This window comes from Micromonospora sp. WMMC264 (assembly GCF_027497275.1).
GTDB classification, from domain to species: Bacteria; Actinomycetota; Actinomycetes; order Mycobacteriales; family Micromonosporaceae; genus Micromonospora; species Micromonospora chalcea.
This window is the reverse complement of the sequence record NZ_CP114907.1, coordinates 1,734,150-1,751,989: the sequence shown is the minus strand read 5'-3', so window position 1 is coordinate 1,751,989 and position 17,840 is coordinate 1,734,150. Positions and strand designations below refer to the sequence as shown.

The window sequence follows — 17,840 nt, the reverse complement described above, 5'->3', positions numbered from 1 at the left end:
CGATGACGACATTCGACTACGACGGCCGCGTCTTCGTCTCCGTGGACCACGACGCCGGTGACGGCGCCGAGCCGCTGCGGGGGCACTACCACCAGCGCGGCGACCTGGTCTGGGCGGAGATCACCGGCGGCCCGGTCCGGCACGGCCGGCTCGCGGGAACCTGCGACGCCCAGGGCGTGGTGCGCTTCGCCTACCTGGAGGTGCTCACCGACGGCACCATAGTGGTCGGCGAGTGCGAGTCCCGGCCCGAGCGGCTGCCGGACGGCCGGATCCGGCTGCGGGAACAGTGGCGCCGGCACGGGCCACGCCAGGACAGCGGCGTCTCCGTCATCGAGGAGGCGGCGCCGGCGCTCGCCGCAGGACAGGAGAGCCGGCGTCGTGTCTGACATCCAGATCATCAGTTTCGTCGCCGCCAGCCTGCTCATCATCATCGTGCCGGGCGTCGACTTCGCGCTCGTCACCCGGCAGACCGTCAGGTACGGCCGGCGGGCCGGGTTCGTGGTGCTGGCCGGGCTGTTCGTCGCCGCGCTGGTGCACGCGTCGTTCGCCACCGCCGGCCTGTCCGCGCTGCTGGTCTCCTCGCCGACGCTCTACACGGTGCTGCGCGTCGCCGGCGCGCTGTACCTGCTCTACCTGGGCGGCACGATCCTCTGGGCCACCCGGCCGCGCCGGACGGCCCCGGCGGCGCAGCCGGTCCCGGTCGGCGCGGGCGGCGCCGGGCCGGACCCGGAGACCGGCCCCGCGCCGGTGCCGGAGGCCCCGGCCGCCGACGAGCCGCACGTGGCCCGCCGCTCGTTCGTCATGGGCGTCACCAGCCAGCTGCTGAACGTCAAGGTGGTCGTCTTCTACGTCTCGTTCGTGCCGCAGTTCGTCAGGCCCGGCGACGGGGCGGCGGCCCGCACGGCGGTGCTGGCCGCCACGTTCATCGGTCTCGCCGTGCTCTGGTGGGCCTGCTACATCATGCTCATCGACAGGTTGCAGCCCTGGCTGACCCGGCCGTCAGTGCTGCTGGTGATCGAACGGCTGACCGGGCTCATCCTGATCGTCCTGGCGATCCGGATCGCGCTGAGCCGGTGAGCGGCGACGGCGCCCGCCGGCAGCGGCGGGCGCCGTCGGTCTCACTGGTTGCGGGGGCGGTGGGCGACGGTGAGGACGTGGGTGGTCGGCCAGTCCAGCGGCCGGCCGTCGAGGTCGGTGAGGGACGCGACCGGTGCGATCCGGTTGTCGATCACCCATTCGTTGCGCACCGGCGCCGACGCCGGGCCGATCTCGAACCCCGCCTCGGTGAGCAGCGCCGTCCAGTCGGCGAAACTCAGGCCGCAGAACTGCTCCTGCGTCTCCGACAGCCAGTTGTCCGTGTAGTCCTTGCGGGTCAGGTAGTCCATCGCCGCGCCCAGCGACAGGCGTACCGCGCCGTCCGGAAGCGGCTCGTGGTCGAAGCCGAACGCGAAGTCGACGGCGAACTGGTCCAGCCGCGCCCGCGTCGACAGCCCGCCGACGTAGCGCCGGACCTCCGCCGAGGTCAGCTCGGCGAGATCGCCGCGGGGCGCGGCCGGGTTGTCGCCGTCGTCGGCCGACAGCCGCAGCAGCACCTGCCGCCCGGGGTCGTCCGGACCGCACACGTCGCTGTTGATCCAGACGCCGCCGGGCACCGTGTGGTCGTGGATGCGGCGGGCGAACTGCAGCAGCGACTCCCGCTGCCGCCCGTACGACCAGATCTCATGGGTCAGCGCGAACGTGAGCGTGGTGTCGACCGAGCGGTCCTTGAACACCGCGCCGCCGAGGACGTTGCGGTGGAAGAAGTAGACGTTGGCGTTGCGGAACACGCCCTGCGCCTTCTTGTGCAGGCACTCCTGGTAGAGGTGGCGGGCGACCTCCACGCCGATCAGGTCGCTCTCGCGCAGCGCGGCCTCCCGGTCGGCCAGCTCCAGGACCGCGCCCGCGCCGCAGCCGATGTCCACGATGCGGCCGGGCTGCACGTACCCGCGCACCGAGTCCCACTTGCGCTGCGCGGCAGTGGCGAACGCCTCCACGTAGGTGCGGTAGTCCCGGGTCACCGTGAGGCCGCCCTCGTCGCCGACGAGCGGGTCGTTCACCACCGACCGGATCGACTCGACCAGGCGGTAGCGCTCGAACACGTCGATGGTGGCCGGGTGGGTGAGCGCGCGCCAGGTCTCGTCCCCGGCGGCCAGGCGCAGCAGCACGTCCCACGGCCGTTCGGGCGGCTCGGGCAGGTCCGGGTCCGCCTCGACCGGCGCGATCCGGAAGCCGAGCCGCTCGTACAGCTTCGCGACCTCCGGCGTGGAGCAGGCCAGCAACGTGTCGGCGGGGGTGAGTTCGAGCCCGGTGGCCACCGCGATGGATTTCAGCGTCACCTCGGCGAACGCGTCGGTGTACGTGGTGTCGAAGATCGGCACCACCACCGAGCGCAGCCCGCTCAGCACGCTGAACCGCTCGATCGCGGCTTCCCGCCGGTGGTACGGCACCGGGTTGCGTCTGGTGTTCTCGTGGTTGGCCGACGTCACCGCCCAGACCACTGTGGCCTCGTCCCCGGCCAGCCGGCACAGGTAGTCGGCCTGGAACCGGGTCAGCAGGTGGTGCCGCCCCGGGAAGAGCACGAAGCGGGCCGGCTCGTCGGTCATGTTCCCCTCACCTGGGCCGATGGGCGGTGCGCGGTCATACCGGGACGCTCCAGGAGCGCCACAGACGCCCGTACCGGCCGTCGGCGGCGAGCAGTTCCGAGTGCGTGCCCTGCTCCACGATCCGCCCGTGGTCGAGCAGGACGATCCGGTCGGCGGCGACCGCCTGGCTGAGCCGGTGCGCCACGATCAGCGTGGTCCGTCCCTCGGTGGCGGCCAGCGCCGCCCGGTCCAGGTCACGCGCTCCGGCGCTGCCGGCCTCGGCGGTCGCCTCGTCCAGCACGGCGACGGCGGGCGCGGCCAGCACCAGCCGGGCCAGGGCGACCTGCTGGGCCTGCGCGGCGGTGAGCCGGTGGCCGCCCTCGCCGACCGCCGTGGCCAGCCCGTCCGGCAGCGCGCGCAGCCAGGTGGTGGCGCCGACCCGGTCCAGCGCGTCGAGCAGTTCGGCGTCGGTGGCGTCCGGGGCGGCCAGGCGCAGGTCCTCGGCGAGCGGCCCGGCGAAGACGTGCACCTCCTGGCTGACCAGCGCGACGTCGCGCCGCACGGCGTGCTCGCCCCGCTCGGTCAGCGGCACGCCGCCCAGGCGTACCGACCCGTCGGTGGGCGCGATGATCCCGGCGGCGATGCCGGCGAGCGTGCTCTTGCCCGCGCCGCTGGCACCCACGAGCGCGACCCGCTCACCCGGGGCCAGGCGCAGCTCGACGTCGGCCAGGACCAGGGGGCCGTCGTCGTCGTAGCGGTGCCGGCGGACCGTGACGTCCAGCGCCGCCGGGCCGCGCCGCCCGGCCGCCGACGGCGCGGACGGGGCGGTGTCGGGCAGCGTGGCCACGCCGACCAGCCGGGCGAGGCTCGCGCCGGCCTGCAGCACCGAGTCGGACTCCATCAGCAGCAGGCCGATCGGGTTGAACAGCCGGTGGAAGTAGAGCGCGGCGGTGGTCGCCGCGCCCACCGTGACCAGGTCGCCGCGGACCAGGAAGAACCCGGCGACGAGCACCGCGGCCAGGCCGAGGAACTCCGACCTGTTGATCCGCAGCCCGAAGCGGGTGTGCAGGTTGAAGATCTCCAGCGACAGGTCGCGCGCCACGCCGGAACGCTCGGCGATCGCCGCGACGTGCGCGTCCTCGGTCCGGTACGCGCGCACTGTCGCCGCGCCGCGCAGCGCGCCGGCCATGGCCTGTGTCCGCTCGCCGGTGGCGACGCGCTCGCGGGCGTAGTACGGCGCGGACCGGCGCAGGTACCAGCGCAGCGCCAGCGCGTACGCGGGCGCTGCCACCAGCCCGGCGAGGCCGAGCCGCCAGTCGAGCGCGACCAGCCCGAACACGGTCAGCACCACGGACAGCAGCGCGCCGACGAACGCCGGACCGCTGACCGCGATCACGTTCGTCACCACCGCCACGTCGTCGCCGACCCGGGCCAGCAGGTCACCGGTGCCGGCCCGTTCCAGCGTCGCCGAGGGCAGGTGCAGCGCCCGGTCGAGCACCCGCTCGCGCAGCCGGGCTAGCACGGTCTCGCCCAGGCGGGACGCGAGCGCGGCCCCGGCGGCGGTGAGCAGCCCGGTGAGCACTGCCGCGCCGGCGATCACCGCGACCCGGCCGGCGATCCGGGAGACCGGGGCATCGGCGATGACGTCGTCGACGAGGCGGCCGAGCACCCAGGGCGCGACCAGCCCGCCGGTGGCGGCGGCGACGAGCACGGCGGTCGCGGCGGCGCTGAGGCCGGGCCGCCGCCGGAACTCCGCGCCGAGCGTCGTCCAGGTCCGCCGGGCGGTCGCGGTGGGCAGCAACGCCCGGCCGGGTTCGGCGGTACGCGGGTCAGCGGTCACCGCAGTGTCTCCTCGCGGTAGCGGGCGTCGGTGGCCAGCAGGTGCTCGTGCGTCCCTTCGGCGGTCACCCGGCCGTCGGCGATCACCACCACCCGGTCGGTGATCCGCAGCAGGGCGGGGCTGCTGGTGACCAGCAGCGTGCCCCGGGGCGCGTCGCGGCGCGCGCCGGCCAGTCCGTCGGCGAGTTGGGCCTCGGTGGCGGCGTCCACTGCGGTCGTGGGGTCGTGCAGCACGAGCACCGGCGGGTCGGCGTGCAACGCCCGCGCCAGCCCGAGCCGCTGGCGCTGGCCGCCGGAGAGGTTGGCGCCGCGCTCGACGAGCCGGTGGCCGAGGCCGCCGGGGTGCGCGTCCACCACGTCGTCCGCCGCGGCCGCCCGGACCGCGGCGCGCAGGCATCCCTCGTCGGTGCTGCGGCCGGCGGCGAGGTTGGCGGCCACGGTTCCCTCGAACAGCGTCACGTCGTGCGGCTCGACCAGCACGGCGCCGCGCATCGCGTCGATGTCCAGGTCGTCGGCGGGTACGCCGTCGACGCGTACCGCGCCCCGGCGCCGGTCCGCGGGCACCCGTCCGGACAGCAATGCGACCAGCGCGTCCGCGTCGGCCGGGTCGTACGCCAGCACGCCGACGATCTCCCCCGGGTCGACCCGCAGGCACACCCCGTCCAGCGCGGCGTGCCCGACGTGGTCGAGGACGAGCCGCGGCCCGTCCGTACGGTCCGGCCGGGACGCGGCGCCCGGCCGGGTCAGCGGCTCGGCGCCGAGCACGCGCGCGACCCGGGCCGCGGAGGCGCGGGCCATCGCGAACAACTGCACGCAGTAGCCCAGCGTCTGCACCGGCTCGGCGACGAACTGCGCGAGCCCGACCACTGTCACCAGTTCACCGATGGTGAGCCGGCCACGCAGGGCGAGCCAGCCGGCGGCACCGGCGACAGCGGCGAGGAAGAGGCCGTTCGCGGCGGTGGTGAGCCCGAGGTGCAGGCCCTTGGTGTTGGCGGCGCGCAGCGTCACGGCGAGGGCGCGCCGGCTGGCGGCGGCGTACCGGCCGGCGGCGTGGTGCTGGGCGCCGATGCCGCGCAGCACACGCAGGCCGGAGACGAGGTCGACGGCGAGCGCCGTGGTCTCGGCGAGGGCCTCCTGCTGGGAGGCGCTGCGCCGGGACAGCAGCGGTGCCATCCGTTGCAGCGCCAGGACCAGCACCGGTACGCCGATGAGCACGCCGAGTCCGAGCGGGACGTCGATGACCAGCAGCGCGACGGCCGCGACGGTCAGCGCGCTCACCGCGGCGACGCCGAAGCCGGCCACCCGGACCACGTACGCGGAGAGTTCGGCGTCGGAGGCGGCGACCGAGAGCAGTTCGCCGTCGCGTAGGCCGGAGCGGTGCCCGCGCGGGTCGAGCGCGCGCTCGGCCAGTTCCACCCGTAGCAGGTGCGCCTCCCGCTCCACGGCCGCGAACGCCTGGCGGGCGCCGTTGCGGTAGGCGAACGCCAGCACGGTGAACAGGGCGGCGAGGCCGGCGACGGAGTACGCGAGCGCCCACGGGTCGCCGGTCACCACGGCCCGGTCGATGATGACGCCGATCGCCACCGGCACGAGCGCCTCGGTGACCTGGTGCAGCCCGAGCAGGGTCACGCCGATCAGCACCGGGCGGCGCTGGCGGCGCAGCGCCTGGCGGAGCACGTGCCGGGCGGTGACGGCGCTGCCGGGGGGAAGCGGGGACACGAGGGGATGCCTCCAGTGCTTGAAGTGAGGACAGCCTAACCTCAGCTTCGCGGGCAGCCGAACCGCCGGGGGGTGGCCGGGCTCACCACGCGCTCCGCCAGCGGCGCGCGATCACCGCCGGTAATGTTGATCAGGCCGAGAGTGTACGCAAATGTCCACTGCACCGAGGAGTGACAATGTTCGATCACGCAGCCGGCCGCATCGACATCGCACGCCTGCGGGAAACGCTTGACGGCCGGTGGGCCGACGTCCGCCGGGCGCACCGCGAACACCTCGACGAACGCTTCCTCCCGGTGTACGGCGAGACCGGTGACCAGGCTCGCGAGCGCATCACCCGGCTACTGTCCGAACTCCCTGTCGAACTGGGCATCGCCTCGGGCTTCCCCGTCGAGTACGGCGGCCGCGGCGACGTGGGCGCCTCGATCGTCGCCACCGAGATGCTGGCCCAGGTGGACCTGTCACTGATGGTGAAGGCCGGCGTCCAGTGGGGCCTGTTCGGCGGCGCGGTCGCCGCGCTCGGCACGAAGCGGCACCACGACGCCTACCTGCCCGACATCGTCGCGGGCCGGCTCTTCGGCTGCTTCGCGATGACCGAGACCGGCCACGGCTCGGACGTGCAGCAACTGCGCACCACCTGCGTGTACGACCCGCAGACCCAGACCTTCGACCTGCACACGCCGCACGAGGCGGCGCGCAAGGACTACATCGGCAACGCGGCCCGGGACGGGCGGATGGCTGTGGTCTTCGCCCAGCTCGTCACCGGCGGGCGCCGGCACGGCGTGCACGCCTGGCTGGTGCCGATCCGCGACGAGCACGGCCGGCCGATGCCCGGCGTGACCATCGGCGACGCCGGACCCAAGGCCGGCCTGCTCGGCGTGGACAACGGGCGGCTCAGCTTCGACCACGTGCGGGTGCCGCGGGACATGCTGCTGGACCGGTACGCGCAGGTCGCCGAGGACGGCACGTACTCCAGCCCGATCGAGAACGACTCCCGGCGCTTCTTCACCATGCTGGGCACCCTGGTCCGGGGCCGGGTGAGCGTGGGCGGCGCGGCGTCGGCGGCCACCAAGTCGGCGCTGGCCATCGCGGTGCGCTACGGCGACATCCGCCGGCAGTTCAGCGACGCCGACGGCGAGCGCGAGGTGCTGCTCAACGACTACCTGGCGCACCAGCGCAAGCTGCTGCCCGCGCTGGCCACCACGTACGCGCTGAGCTTCGCCCAGGCGGAGCTGGTCGCGGCGCTCGACGACATCCAGGGCGGCGACGGGCCGGTCGACGAGCACCGGCAGCGGGAGCTGGAGTCCCGGGCCGCCGGTCTCAAGGCGGCGCAGACCTGGCACGCGACCCGCACCATCCAGATGTGCCGGGAGGCGTGTGGCGGCGCCGGCTACCTGTCCGAGAACCGCCTGCCCAGCCTCAAGGCCGACACCGATGTCTTCACCACCTTCGAGGGCGACAACACGGTGCTGCTGCAACTGGTCGCCAAGGGGTTGCTGACCGGCTACCGGGACGAGTTCGGCTCGCTCGACGGCTGGGGCCGCGCCTCCTTCGTCGCCGAGCAGGTACGCGAGATGGTGCTGGAACGCACCGCCGCGCGGGCGCTGATCGCACGCCTGGTCAGCGCGGTGCCGGGCCGCGACGACGAGGTCGCCGTCACCGACCGGGGCTGGCAGCTCAAGCTCTTCGAGGACCGCGAGGAGCACCTGCTCGACAGCGCGGTGCGCCGCCTGCGCGGTGGCGCGTCGACCAAGAAGGACCGACCCTTCGACATCTTCAACGACGTCCAGGACCACGTCCTCGCCGTCGCCGCCGCGCACATCGACCGGGTGACGCTGGAGGCGTTCGTCGCCGGGATCGACGCCACCGCCGACCCGGCGGTCAAGGAGCTGCTGTCCCGGGTCTGCGACCTGTACGCGCTCACCGTGATCGAGGCGAACAAGGGCTGGCTGCTGGAGCACGGCCGGCTCACCCCGGCCCGCTCGAAGACGATCACCAGCGTGGTGAACGGGCTGCTCAAGGAGCTGCGCCCGTACATGCGCACGCTCGTGGACGGGTTCGCCATCCCGGACGCCTGGCTGCACGCCGCGATCCTGCGCGAGGAGCCCGGACGCCAGGAGGCGATGGCCGCGCACGACGCCGCCGCGGATCAGCAGGCCGTGCCGGCCTAGCCGGCCGGCGCCGCGGCCTCCGGGTCCGCCTCCGTGGCCGGCTCAGGTCGCGGCCGGGCCGGTGCGCCGGGCGCCCCGGCGGGGTCGCCGTCGACGGGCGGTGAGGTGGGGTCACCGTCGGCCGCCCGCGCGGTGGCGGGGTCGCCGTCGGCCGGCCGCGCCGCCGCGTACCCGGCGGCACCGAGCGCCAGGTACAGCCCGCCGAACAGCCAGAAGGCGGCGAACAGGAAGCCGCGCTCGGCCATCGCGAGGATCATGACCAGCGCGCCGGCCAGCGCGGTCACCGCGTACCCGGCCCGGAATCCGTAGGCGCACAGCGCACCGGCCGCGACCGGCCCGGCGATCCACAGCGCCGCGCCCACCCAGCCGACACCGACCGAGCCGCCGGCCGACGCGACCGCCACGAGCACGCCGGGCATCGCCACGATCCCACCGGCCAGGACGTGCCACCACCGTCCCCCGGCGCCTCGCCGCACGGCCCACGGCACGAGCGCCGCCGCCCACGCCACCAGCGCGAGCGGGAAGTAGTACAGGCCCGTCTCGCCGACCGCGCAGGCGAACATGGTCAGCGCGATCGCGCCGGCGAGCCGCGACCCGGCGCGTACCCGGGCGGGCGCCACGAGCGGCGCGGCCGCGACGAGCGCCGGCAGCAGCGTGAGCAGCGCGATCCCCGGACCGAGCCGGCCGAGGACGCCCGGCTCGCCGGCGTCGGCCTGGATCGGCTCGACCGGCACTGTGGACGGCAGCAGGAAGCTCACGCACACGGCGATCAGCACGCCGACCGCCGACGCGACCAGGGACAGCGTCCGGCCGACCCGCTCCGGGCGGTCCTGGTCCGGTAGCCCCAGTTCCTCCCGCGCCTGCCGGGCCACGTCCGGCGCGGCACCCAGGCCGGCGAGGACCTCGTCGGCGCTCCGCCCGCTGTCGAGGGCGTCGGCGATGTGCGCGCGGACATCCGCGACGATCTCCTCCGCCGTGCCGGACGGGACGTCCGACAACTCCGCGTCCAGCGCCCGCAGGTAGGCCCACGCCGCCTCCGGGAGGCCGTCGTCGCTCATCCTTCCTCCCCCATCAACTCGTCCACGTGCGGCTGGATCTCCCGCCACACCGTCGCGAACACCCGCAGGTGCGCCCGCCCCTGGTCGGTGATCGCGTAGTACCGCCGGGCGTGCCCCTGCTCGGGGGCCACCCACCGGGTCTGCACGGTGCCGGCCTGCCGCATGCGGGCGAGCAGCGGATACAGGCTGCCCTCGCTGGCGGTCAGGCCGCGCACGGCGAGCCAGTCGGCCAGTTCCAGGCCGTACATGTCGCGCCGTGAGAGCAGCGCGAGCACGCAGTACTCCAGCACGCCCTTGCGGATGTTCGTGGTGATCCGCTCACGTGCCCCGTCCATGCCTCGCAAGATACCTTGCTATGCAAGACATGTGGTGAGGGGGTCGGAACGCGCGCTGCCGGCCACGCCCGAGGGCATGGCCGGCAGCGCGGACCGGCACAGCGGGGATCAGCGCCCGTTCAGCTTGCGCTGGACGAAGTCGAAGGCACGGTCACCGAGCTGCGGCGCGTACTGGTCGACGGCCGCGACCGAGGCGGGGAAGTTCTCGCCGGCCCAGACCCGGCTCTGCCCGCACTCGGCGGCCCACTCCGAGTAGCTGTTCCAGGTCAGCATCATGTCGGCGGCCGGGGTCACGCCCGGCTCCACGATCGAGGAGCCCTTGCGCACCGGGATCACCACGGTCAGCTTGTCGGTGCCGGTGAACCGGCGCGCGACCTGGGCGTAGGCGACGCAGACCGCCGCGTTTACCGACGGGTACTCCGGAGCTGCGATGGCGACCGAGCTGAGGTAGCTGCGCCATTGGGTGCCGGTGATGTCGTTGACGGTGCCCCGGCCCGGGCCGCCCCACGCGGTCAGCTTCTTGTTCGGGTACAGGTGGCGGATCGCGCTGAACGGCTGCACCGAATCGTACTTGCGCATGTAGTACCAGGAGGCGATCGCCACGTCGAACCCGGCGACGTCCGTCATCACGATGAACCGGACGGAGTCCTCGGTGTTGTACCGGCCCCGCAGCAGCGTGTGCGCGATGGCGCCGTACGGCGTGATGTTGTCGCTGAAGATCTCCGCGCTCATCTTCTTGCGGTCGTCCAGGCCGGCCGAGGCGCGCAGCACCTCGTCGGCCTGCTTGCGGTAGCCCTTCGGGTTCAGCAGGTGGTGGTTCGCCGGCGGGGTGAGCCGGAACTGCTCGGGCCGGTCGAAGGTGATCGGCTTGACCCGGCCGAACTGGGGCGTCGCGAACTCCTGCGTGTTGACGACCTCACGCTTGGAGATGGTGTTCGGCTGCCAGCGCGACGGGAAGCGCAGCTCGTACGGGCTGTTGACCGGCCGGTAGCCGGTGTGGTCGGCGTACGGCTCACGGTTGTAGCGGCGGCCGCCCGCGTCGCCGTCCCGGTTCGTGCCGTCGTTGCGGCGCGCCGCCATCGCGTTCTTCGCGGCGAGGATGCCGATGCCGCTGGCGGTGGTGCGGTCCTCCGCGGTGACCGCCGGGTCCAGGCCCGCGGTGGCCATCATCCGCTGCCAGGTCGCCTCGTGCTGCGGGTAGAGCTTGCTGAGCGAGGTGTAGGCCGAGTAGATGACGGCGATGTTCTTGTTGCGCGTCGTGTGCTCCTCGGCGGGACGGCGGCCGATGGTGGAGAAGATGCCGACCGCGGTGGGGTGGTACGCCGCCAGGGCGTCGAACCACGGCAGTTCGATGAGCATGGCCCGGTCCGCGGCCCAGGACCCGGGCCGGCCGCTGTACTCGACCCGCGGCTCGGTGTTGAGGGCCGGGTAGATGACGTCGGTCAGGGCGTTCCCGTGGTCGAGGTCGAAGGTCGCTGCCTGCGGGGCCGCCGACACACCGTTTGTCAGCGACACCACCAGGGCGATCGCCGCGGCGACGGCCGCGGCACCCCCGAGATGCCGTTTCCGCGGCCGCCTCAGAATCTTCACCGGGAATTCTCCTCTCCATTGGACCGCCGCACAAATGTGCTCACCGAAAATGAGGGCAGCGGATCGAAGGAACATTAACGCGCGTTATTCACGCCGGTCCACTACTCGATCGGGTAGTGGCGACGGCAACGGAATTCGACGCGCTGTCGACAACCGCCGCAAATATGTGGACCGCCGTTTTCACGCCCGGTCCTCCAGCTCCTGGGCGAACGCCAGCCAGGCGGCGGCGCACGAGCGGGCCAGCTCGGCCACCGATGTGCGCCAGTACGGCGGCACGGCGTCGACGAACTCGCGCCAGGCGGCCGGGTCGACCACGTGCCCGTCGGCCCACCGGACGAAGGCCCGGCCCACCTCGGCGTACTTCACCGCGGGGTCGCGGATCAGGTTCCCGCGTACCGCCGGCCAGTCGACGGGCGGCGCCGGGGCCTGACCCGGCCGGCGCCTGCGCGCCTCCGACCCGTCGTCGGCGGCCGGCTCGGGCTCGGCCGCCGGCCGCTGCGGGGTCAGGACCGGGTCCCGGCCCGCCTGCAGCCGGGCGCGCACGTCCCGCGCCGTGCCCACCGACACCCCGGCCTCCTTCGCGATGGCACGCAGGGGCGCGTCCGGCCGGAGCGCGATGACCGCGCTGGCCCGACGGCGGCCCGCCGAGCCGTCCAGCGGGCGGACCCGGCCGTCCCGTCCCACCCGGCTGCCCTCCCGCGCCGCCGGTTGCAGCAGGCGGCGCCGGATGCCGCTGACCGTGGTCGGGGACAGCCCGGCGGCGGCGGCGACGGCGCGGTCCGACCACTGCGGATACAACCGCAGGATGCGGGTGGCGGCGGCCTCCCGGTCGGCGCGGGACAGCGGCAGCCCGTGTTTGATGTTGGCGTCGACCGAGAGCAGGAACGCCGCGGCGTCGTCGCCGTCGAAGAACGTCACCCGTACGGTCTCGTCGCCGCGCAGCTTGGCGGCCCGCAGCCGGTGCATGCCGTCGATCACCCGCATCGTGCCGCGCTGCACGAGGATCGGGGGGAGGTCGTGCATCGCGGCCAGCAGCCGGATGTGCTCGACGTTCTCTCCCGCCAGCCGCGGGGAGTCGCCGGGCAGCAGCGCGGAAACCGGAACCGTCTCGCCAAGCACAGACCGATCCTCCGTAGCTGCGTCCGGCAGGGGAAATCTCTCGTCGTTGCCCTTCACTTCCAGCGTGTTTGAGTTGCCCCACATTGGAAACACTCGCTTCAGCCGAGACAGGATTCCGTGCGGATAAGATGAGGTGCGCGCGTCACCGATCGAAGGATTACACCTTCCCACACATCATTGCGATGGGATTCCTGCTGGGCAACACCACTGACGGTCCCGGCACGGGTAGTAGACACTACCCACGCAGGTAGTGGACGACGAACTGCGGCGCGGCTAGCCTGGCCGAATTTGCTCCGGCAGGTCTCCTTCTGTCAATTTTCCCGCAGTTCGAAAACGGTCGGCACCTCAGGGCCGCCTCGGCGCCGGGCCGACCGTCGCGGTGTCCTTGGCCCACGCTTCGATCAACTCGGTGGCCTGCCCCGGGTTGAGCCGGGGGTCGCACAGCGAGGTGTAGTGACGCGCCAGGTCGTCCTCGCCGGCCACCGAACCGCCGACGCACTCGGTCACGTCGGTGGCGGCGACCTCGACGTGCAGCCCGGCGGCGTGCTGCCGCTGCCGGTCGAGGATGTCGCGGAACCACAGCGCCTCGGTGACCACGTCGGAGAGGTGCCGCGTCTTCAGGCCGACCGAGGCCTTGACGGTGTTGCCGTGCATGGGATCGCTCAACCAGAGCACCGGGTGCCCCGCGTTCACCACCGCGCGGACGATCGGCGGCAGGGCCTCCCGGATCCGGCCCCGGCCCATCCGCGGGATCAGGACGAGACGGCCGGGCTCGCGCCGCGGGTCGAGCGCCTCGCACACCCGCAGGACCTCGTCCGGGTCGGCGTCCGGCCCGATCTTGCAGCCGACCGGGTTCGCCACAGTGGACAGCATGGCCACGTGCGCCTCGGCGGAGCGGCGGGTCCGCTCCCCCACCCACGGCAGGTGGGTCGACGCCAGGTAGCGCTCACCCGTGTCCGGGTCCCGGCGGATCAGCCGGGACTCGTAGTCGACAACGAGGGCCTCGTGGCTCGACCAGGGTCCCTCGGTCCGCGCGGCCCGCCCGGCCCCCTCCCGGTGGGCGCGCAGCACCCGCTGCACCCGGTCGCTCGCCTCGTACGCCCACCACATGCGGCGCGGGTCGGCCTTGCGCGTACCGGGCGCGGCCAGCTCGGAATTGATCATGTGGCCGCGGAAGGAGGGGATACTCAGCGCGTCGTGCCACTCCGTCGCCTGCGACCGGGGCTTGGCGAACTGCCCGGCCATCCGGCCCACCCGCAGCACGTTGCGCCCGGTGAGCTCACTGAGCCGGTCCCCCAGCCGGTCGATGACCTCGATCTTGTCCGAGGTGTGCCGGGGGGTGCACTCGTAGAGGCTCTCGGCGCAGTCGCCCAACTGCAGCAGGAGCCCGCCGGCCGACGCCAGCTCCGACAACGCCTGCCGGAGCCGCCGTACCTCCCCGGGCGGGACCAGCGGCGGGGCCGCCGCCAACGCCGCACAGGTCTGGGCGTACGCCGGGTGGTCCTGCCAGTCCGGTTGCTGGACCGCCGGCTTGCCCTCCCACGGCCCGAGTGGGCTGCGTTCCGCCGTTGAACCGGATTGCTGCATCTGTCCTCCAGTCGAGAGTCAGCCGGACCGCCGGTCGCGTGTGCGCGTGACCCGGCCGCCGGTGACGGCACGTCGCGCCTATCCGCCACCCCGTACGCGCTGGACCACGGCGTCGGGGTCCGGCGGCGCGGTGTTGCCCCGCCAGGCGACGTGGTGGTCCGGCCGCAGCAGGACGAGGTCGCGTTCCCACAGCTCGCGGGCCCGGGCGTCGGTCACCACGGTGTGGGTGACCGGCAGGCCCCGCGCGGCCGCCGCTGCCAGCAGCGGATCGGCGGCGCCGTCGCCGGTGAAGTCCACGAGGGTGAACGAGGCCGGGTCGAACCGGTCGAAGATCTGCTGCCCGCCACTGAGCAGGAGGCTGGGCGGGCGGGCGCCGGGCCAGGTCGTCGGGGTGTACGCCCGCGGGTCGTCCGGGGGTTCGGCCGGGCCCTCCGGCCGGAGCACCGGCGAGCCGGCATAGCGGTAGCCCAGCTCGATGCCCCGGTACTCGTTCTCGCCCCGCTCGGCGTCGAGGAAGGCCGCGACGGACGGCAGCGGGGCGCCGTCGCGCAGCAGTTCCCCCGCCCGCAGGTGCACGCCCAGGTGCCGGTGCGAGGTGTGCATGTTGCGCCGCCCCACCGGGCGGCGTTCGGCGTCGTAGCTGTCGAGCAGCGCGGGACCGCCGAAGCCCCGGACGACAGCGGCGAGCTTCCAGGCCACGTCGACGGCGTCACCGATGCCGGTGTTCATGCCGTACGCGCCGGTGGGGAACATCCGGTGCGCCGAGTCCCCGGCGAGGAGCACCCGGCCGGCGCGGTACCGGTCGGCGAGCATGAAGCCGGGACGCCAGCGCGAGGTGAGCAGCACCTTGTCGATCCGCAGCTCGGTGCGGATCGTGTCGAGCAGGAACGCCTCCGGGTCGGCCGGCGGCTCGTCGAACTCGTTCGGGTCGATCCCGTTGACGTGCGCGGTCCAGGTGTCCACCTCGTCCTGCGCGATGATCACGTACCGGAACGCGAAGTAGTGCCAGAACCGGCCGTGCCGGTGCAGGCTGTCCAGGTCCCGGCTGGTGAAGTGCACCATGAATGCGCCCGGCAGGCCGGGCACGTCGAAGCCCTCCTCGCCGATGCCCACGGCCCGGCGGACCCGGCTCGACGCACCGTCGCACCCGACGACGTACCGCGACCGCAGCCGGACCTCGCCGCCGGTGTCGTCGGCCAGCACGCTGGTGACCCCCGCGTCGTCCTGGGTCAGCGAGTCGAACCGTACGCCGAGGCGCAGGTCGACGAGCGGTTCCCGCCGGCAGCGCGCCCGCAGGACCGGCTCCAGGTCGATCTGGGAGATCCGCTGGCCCGGCTCGGCCGGCTGGGTGCCGTCGTTGTGCTCGGCGATGCGGCGCCACTCCTGCGTCACCGAGGGCAGGCCCCACCTGGTGATCGGCTCACCGGCGAGGCCGGTCGACCAGATCACGTCGGACCGGTGCTCGGGCGCGACGCCGGCGGCACGCACGTCGTCGGCGAGGCCGAACTGCCGGAAGAACTCCATGCTGCGGGCGTTGACGTAGTCCAGCTTGGGATGGACGGACGTCTCGAAGCCCTGGTCGACGAGGACGCAGGCGACGCCGTGACGGGCGAGCGCCAGCGCGGTGACCATGCCGACCGGGCCCGCGCCCACGACCAGAACCGGTACCGGATCCACAGTTGCCTCCCGAGGGGGTGTGGGGCGGCGGAGGGGGCCGCCCCACACCGTGGCGGATGGTCAGCTCACCGGGCTGGGCGCCCGGTCCTGGCGGCCGTCGCGGTCCTCGTCGTCGACGGCGGCCGGCCGCGCCGGTCCCGTGGCCACCGCGCCGGTGAGCGACCGGACCTGCATCTCGGCGAAGGCGGCGTCGTCGCGCTCCCGGCTGGTGATCGAGCCGAGGTAGCCGAGCAGGAAGCCGACCGGCACCGTGATCAGCGCGGGCTCGATGTCCACGAACTTGAAGTTGCGGTCCGGGAAGATGGCGTCCGGCTCGCCCGAGACGCCGTTGGAGAACAGCACCAGGAACGCGGTGAGCGCGAGGCCGCCGTAGACCGTCCACTGGAGGCCGCGGGTGTTGAATCGGCGCCAGAACAGCGCGTAGACGACGATCGGCAGGACCACCGCGCCGGCCACGTCGATCGAGGTCGGGATGAAGATGTGGGTCCGTACCGGCAGCATCGCGACCGCCAGCAGGACGGAGCCGACGCCGATGATCAGGGTGTTGCGCTTGATGTCCTTCAGCTCGGCGGCCGGGTCCAGCCGGCGGCCCCGCAGCACGTTCAGGTCCTTGGTCACCGTCGTCACCGCGCTGTGCAGCAGCGGCGCGAAGACCCCGACGATCGTCAGGACCGCGACGCCGGCGAGGGAGCCGACCATCACCGGCCCGCCCAGCTCGTCGGCGAGCTTGGGGAAGCTGATGTCGCGGTGGGCCTTGATGACGCCGATGTTGTCCCGGCCGAGGATCGCGACCGCGCCCAGCCCGACCACGGACAGGCACAGGTAGAACCCGACGATGATCATCGACGCCCACCCGGTCGACCGGCGCGCGTCCCGCCCGCTGGTCACCGCGAAGTTGCGCATGAACAGGAACGGGATCGCCGCCACCCCGACCGCGATGGCGAACAGCTTCGACAGGTGCACGAGCGTGGTCGCGCCCTCGCCGAACAGCCGGCCCGGGCCGAGCAGGTCGCTGCCGCTGGGCACCGGCGCCGCGTTGGCCTCGGCCCGCTCCAGCAGGCTGAACAGGTTCAGGTCGAAGCGGGCCAGCACCCAGGCGGTCAGCACGCCCACCACGACCACCGACAGCACCAGCTTGAACACCAGGATGCGGGTGACCCCGAGCATCCCGCCGAGGTACACGTACCCGACGGTGACCAGGCCGACCACGAAGACCGGCAGGACCAGGCCGACGAGGGCGTCGACGCCGAACCAGCGGTTGAAGATGAACGCGATGGCGGCCATCATGATCACGGTCAGCATGACGTACGTCAGCAGTGTGAGCACCGCCGAGGCCATCCGCGCCGGCCGTTCCCGGACGCGCACCGCGAGCAGGTCGCCGAGCGTGTAGCCGCCGACGTTGCGCACCGGCCCGGCGAAGAGGAACAGCGCGAGCATGGTGCCCATCGTGAAGGCGGTCATCAGCAGGATGGCGTCGTAGCCGCTGAGCGCGATGTGGCCGGTGATGATGTACATCGTCGAGTACATCAGCGGCGCGGAGGCCACCGCCAGCGCGTTCTGCACCGGCCCGATCCGCCGGTCGGCCAGCAGGAAGCCGTCCGCGGTGGTGGTGCTGGCGCGCGCCGAGCGGACCAGGTAGAGCACCGCGAGCGCGAGGACGACGGTGACCGGGACGGCGATCGCGGGCGTCGCCCACGTGTTGTCGACCGGGGGTGGCGGGTCTGCGAGGACGACGCTCATCGGGACGCTCCTTCCAGGTCGGCGCGGATCTTCTCGCTGAGCGGGTCGAGCCGCGTGCGGGCGTAGCGCAGGTAGAAGGCGGCGAGCGTCACCACGAAGGTGAACGACAGGAAGACGAAGAGCAGGCCCACGTTGACCGGGCCGGCCACCTTCTCCCGGAAGAAGTCCGGAGCGTAGGTGGCGAGCAGGCTGCCGAGGAACCACCACCCGAAGAAGGCGACGCTGGCCCAGAGCGTGACCGTGCTCGATCGTCGCCGTAGTTCCCTGAACTCTGCGCTGTGATGGACGGCGAGGTAACGACCGCCGTCCGGTGCCGGAGCTGCCGTGTCCATTGCTCTCTCCCCCTGGTGAGAACGTCGCAGACGATGCGGAGATGGCGTGCGGCGT

At 73.3% G+C, this 17,840-nt stretch carries 14 protein-coding genes; 3 read left to right on the top strand and 11 right to left on the bottom strand.

Annotation, left to right across the window (positions count from 1 at the left end):
* The first annotated feature begins 2 nt into the window (after positions 1 to 2).
* Both O7542_RS07105 and O7542_RS07100 read left to right on the top strand, forming a co-directional pair.
* Complete coding sequence (locus O7542_RS07105; RefSeq protein WP_205796696.1) at positions 3 to 386, top strand: hypothetical protein; 384 nt, start codon at positions 3 to 5, stop codon at positions 384 to 386.
* On the top strand, positions 379 to 1,077 hold the full coding sequence (locus O7542_RS07100; protein WP_069088389.1) for a LysE family translocator: 699 nt from the start codon (positions 379 to 381) through the stop codon (positions 1,075 to 1,077). Before O7542_RS07105 ends, O7542_RS07100 begins: the two co-directional genes overlap by 8 nt.
* A 41-nt stretch (positions 1,078 to 1,118) precedes the next feature.
* Here the strand turns inward: O7542_RS07100 and O7542_RS07095 are convergent, their stop codons facing one another.
* From O7542_RS07095 to O7542_RS07085, 3 genes are read right to left on the bottom strand one after another with little or no spacing between them, the layout of a single operon-like run.
* Positions 1,119 to 2,642, bottom strand: a complete 1,524-nt coding sequence (locus O7542_RS07095) for a class I SAM-dependent methyltransferase (protein ID WP_166456212.1) — start codon at positions 2,640 to 2,642, stop codon at positions 1,119 to 1,121.
* A 34-nt stretch (positions 2,643 to 2,676) separates the two neighbouring features.
* Positions 2,677 to 4,461 carry an ABC transporter ATP-binding protein gene (locus tag O7542_RS07090; protein WP_166456211.1) on the bottom strand — a complete coding sequence of 595 codons (1,785 nt, stop codon included), beginning with the start codon at positions 4,459 to 4,461 and terminating at the stop codon, positions 2,677 to 2,679.
* On the bottom strand, positions 4,458 to 6,179 hold the full coding sequence (locus O7542_RS07085) for an ABC transporter ATP-binding protein (protein WP_166456210.1): 1,722 nt from the start codon (positions 6,177 to 6,179) through the stop codon (positions 4,458 to 4,460). Before O7542_RS07085 ends, O7542_RS07090 begins: the two co-directional genes overlap by 4 nt.
* A 176-nt stretch (positions 6,180 to 6,355) precedes the next feature.
* Here O7542_RS07085 and O7542_RS07080 point away from each other — a divergent pair, with 176 nt between their 5' ends.
* On the top strand, positions 6,356 to 8,347 hold the full coding sequence (locus O7542_RS07080) for an acyl-CoA dehydrogenase (RefSeq protein ID WP_281605919.1): 1,992 nt from the start codon (positions 6,356 to 6,358) through the stop codon (positions 8,345 to 8,347).
* Here O7542_RS07080 and O7542_RS07075 read toward each other — a convergent pair.
* From O7542_RS07075 to O7542_RS07040, 8 genes are all read right to left on the bottom strand, one after another.
* Entirely contained in the window at positions 8,344 to 9,405 is a 1,062-nt protein-coding gene (locus tag O7542_RS07075; protein ID WP_281605918.1) for a hypothetical protein, read from the bottom strand. The genes O7542_RS07080 and O7542_RS07075 overlap by 4 nt on opposite strands.
* Positions 9,402 to 9,740, bottom strand: coding sequence for a PadR family transcriptional regulator (locus O7542_RS07070; RefSeq protein WP_043323114.1), 339 nt, complete (start codon positions 9,738 to 9,740; stop codon positions 9,402 to 9,404). Before O7542_RS07070 ends, O7542_RS07075 begins: the two co-directional genes overlap by 4 nt.
* 108 nt (positions 9,741 to 9,848) lie before the next feature.
* The gene (locus O7542_RS07065; protein WP_197494850.1) at positions 9,849 to 11,330 is read right to left on the bottom strand and encodes a vanadium-dependent haloperoxidase; all 1,482 of its coding nucleotides are present in this window, start codon (positions 11,328 to 11,330) and stop codon (positions 9,849 to 9,851) included.
* A 180-nt stretch (positions 11,331 to 11,510) separates the two neighbouring features.
* A complete protein-coding gene (locus O7542_RS07060; RefSeq protein ID WP_197494849.1) occupies positions 11,511 to 12,449 on the bottom strand; it encodes a ParB N-terminal domain-containing protein in 939 nt (312 codons plus the stop codon).
* Between the two features lie 345 nt (positions 12,450 to 12,794).
* Entirely contained in the window at positions 12,795 to 14,036 is a 1,242-nt protein-coding gene (locus O7542_RS07055) for a 3-deoxy-7-phosphoheptulonate synthase (protein WP_210872420.1), read from the bottom strand.
* A gap of 78 nt (positions 14,037 to 14,114) precedes the next feature.
* Entirely contained in the window at positions 14,115 to 15,713 is a 1,599-nt protein-coding gene (locus tag O7542_RS07050; RefSeq protein ID WP_281605917.1) for an FAD-dependent monooxygenase, read from the bottom strand.
* 60 nt (positions 15,714 to 15,773) lie between these two features.
* Positions 15,774 to 17,453, bottom strand: a complete 1,680-nt coding sequence (locus O7542_RS07045) for a hypothetical protein (protein WP_210872433.1) — start codon at positions 17,451 to 17,453, stop codon at positions 15,774 to 15,776.
* Complete coding sequence (locus tag O7542_RS07040) at positions 17,450 to 17,785, bottom strand: DUF485 domain-containing protein (RefSeq protein WP_043323102.1); 336 nt, start codon at positions 17,783 to 17,785, stop codon at positions 17,450 to 17,452. Before O7542_RS07040 ends, O7542_RS07045 begins: the two co-directional genes overlap by 4 nt.
* Positions 17,786 to 17,840 lie beyond the last annotated feature (55 nt).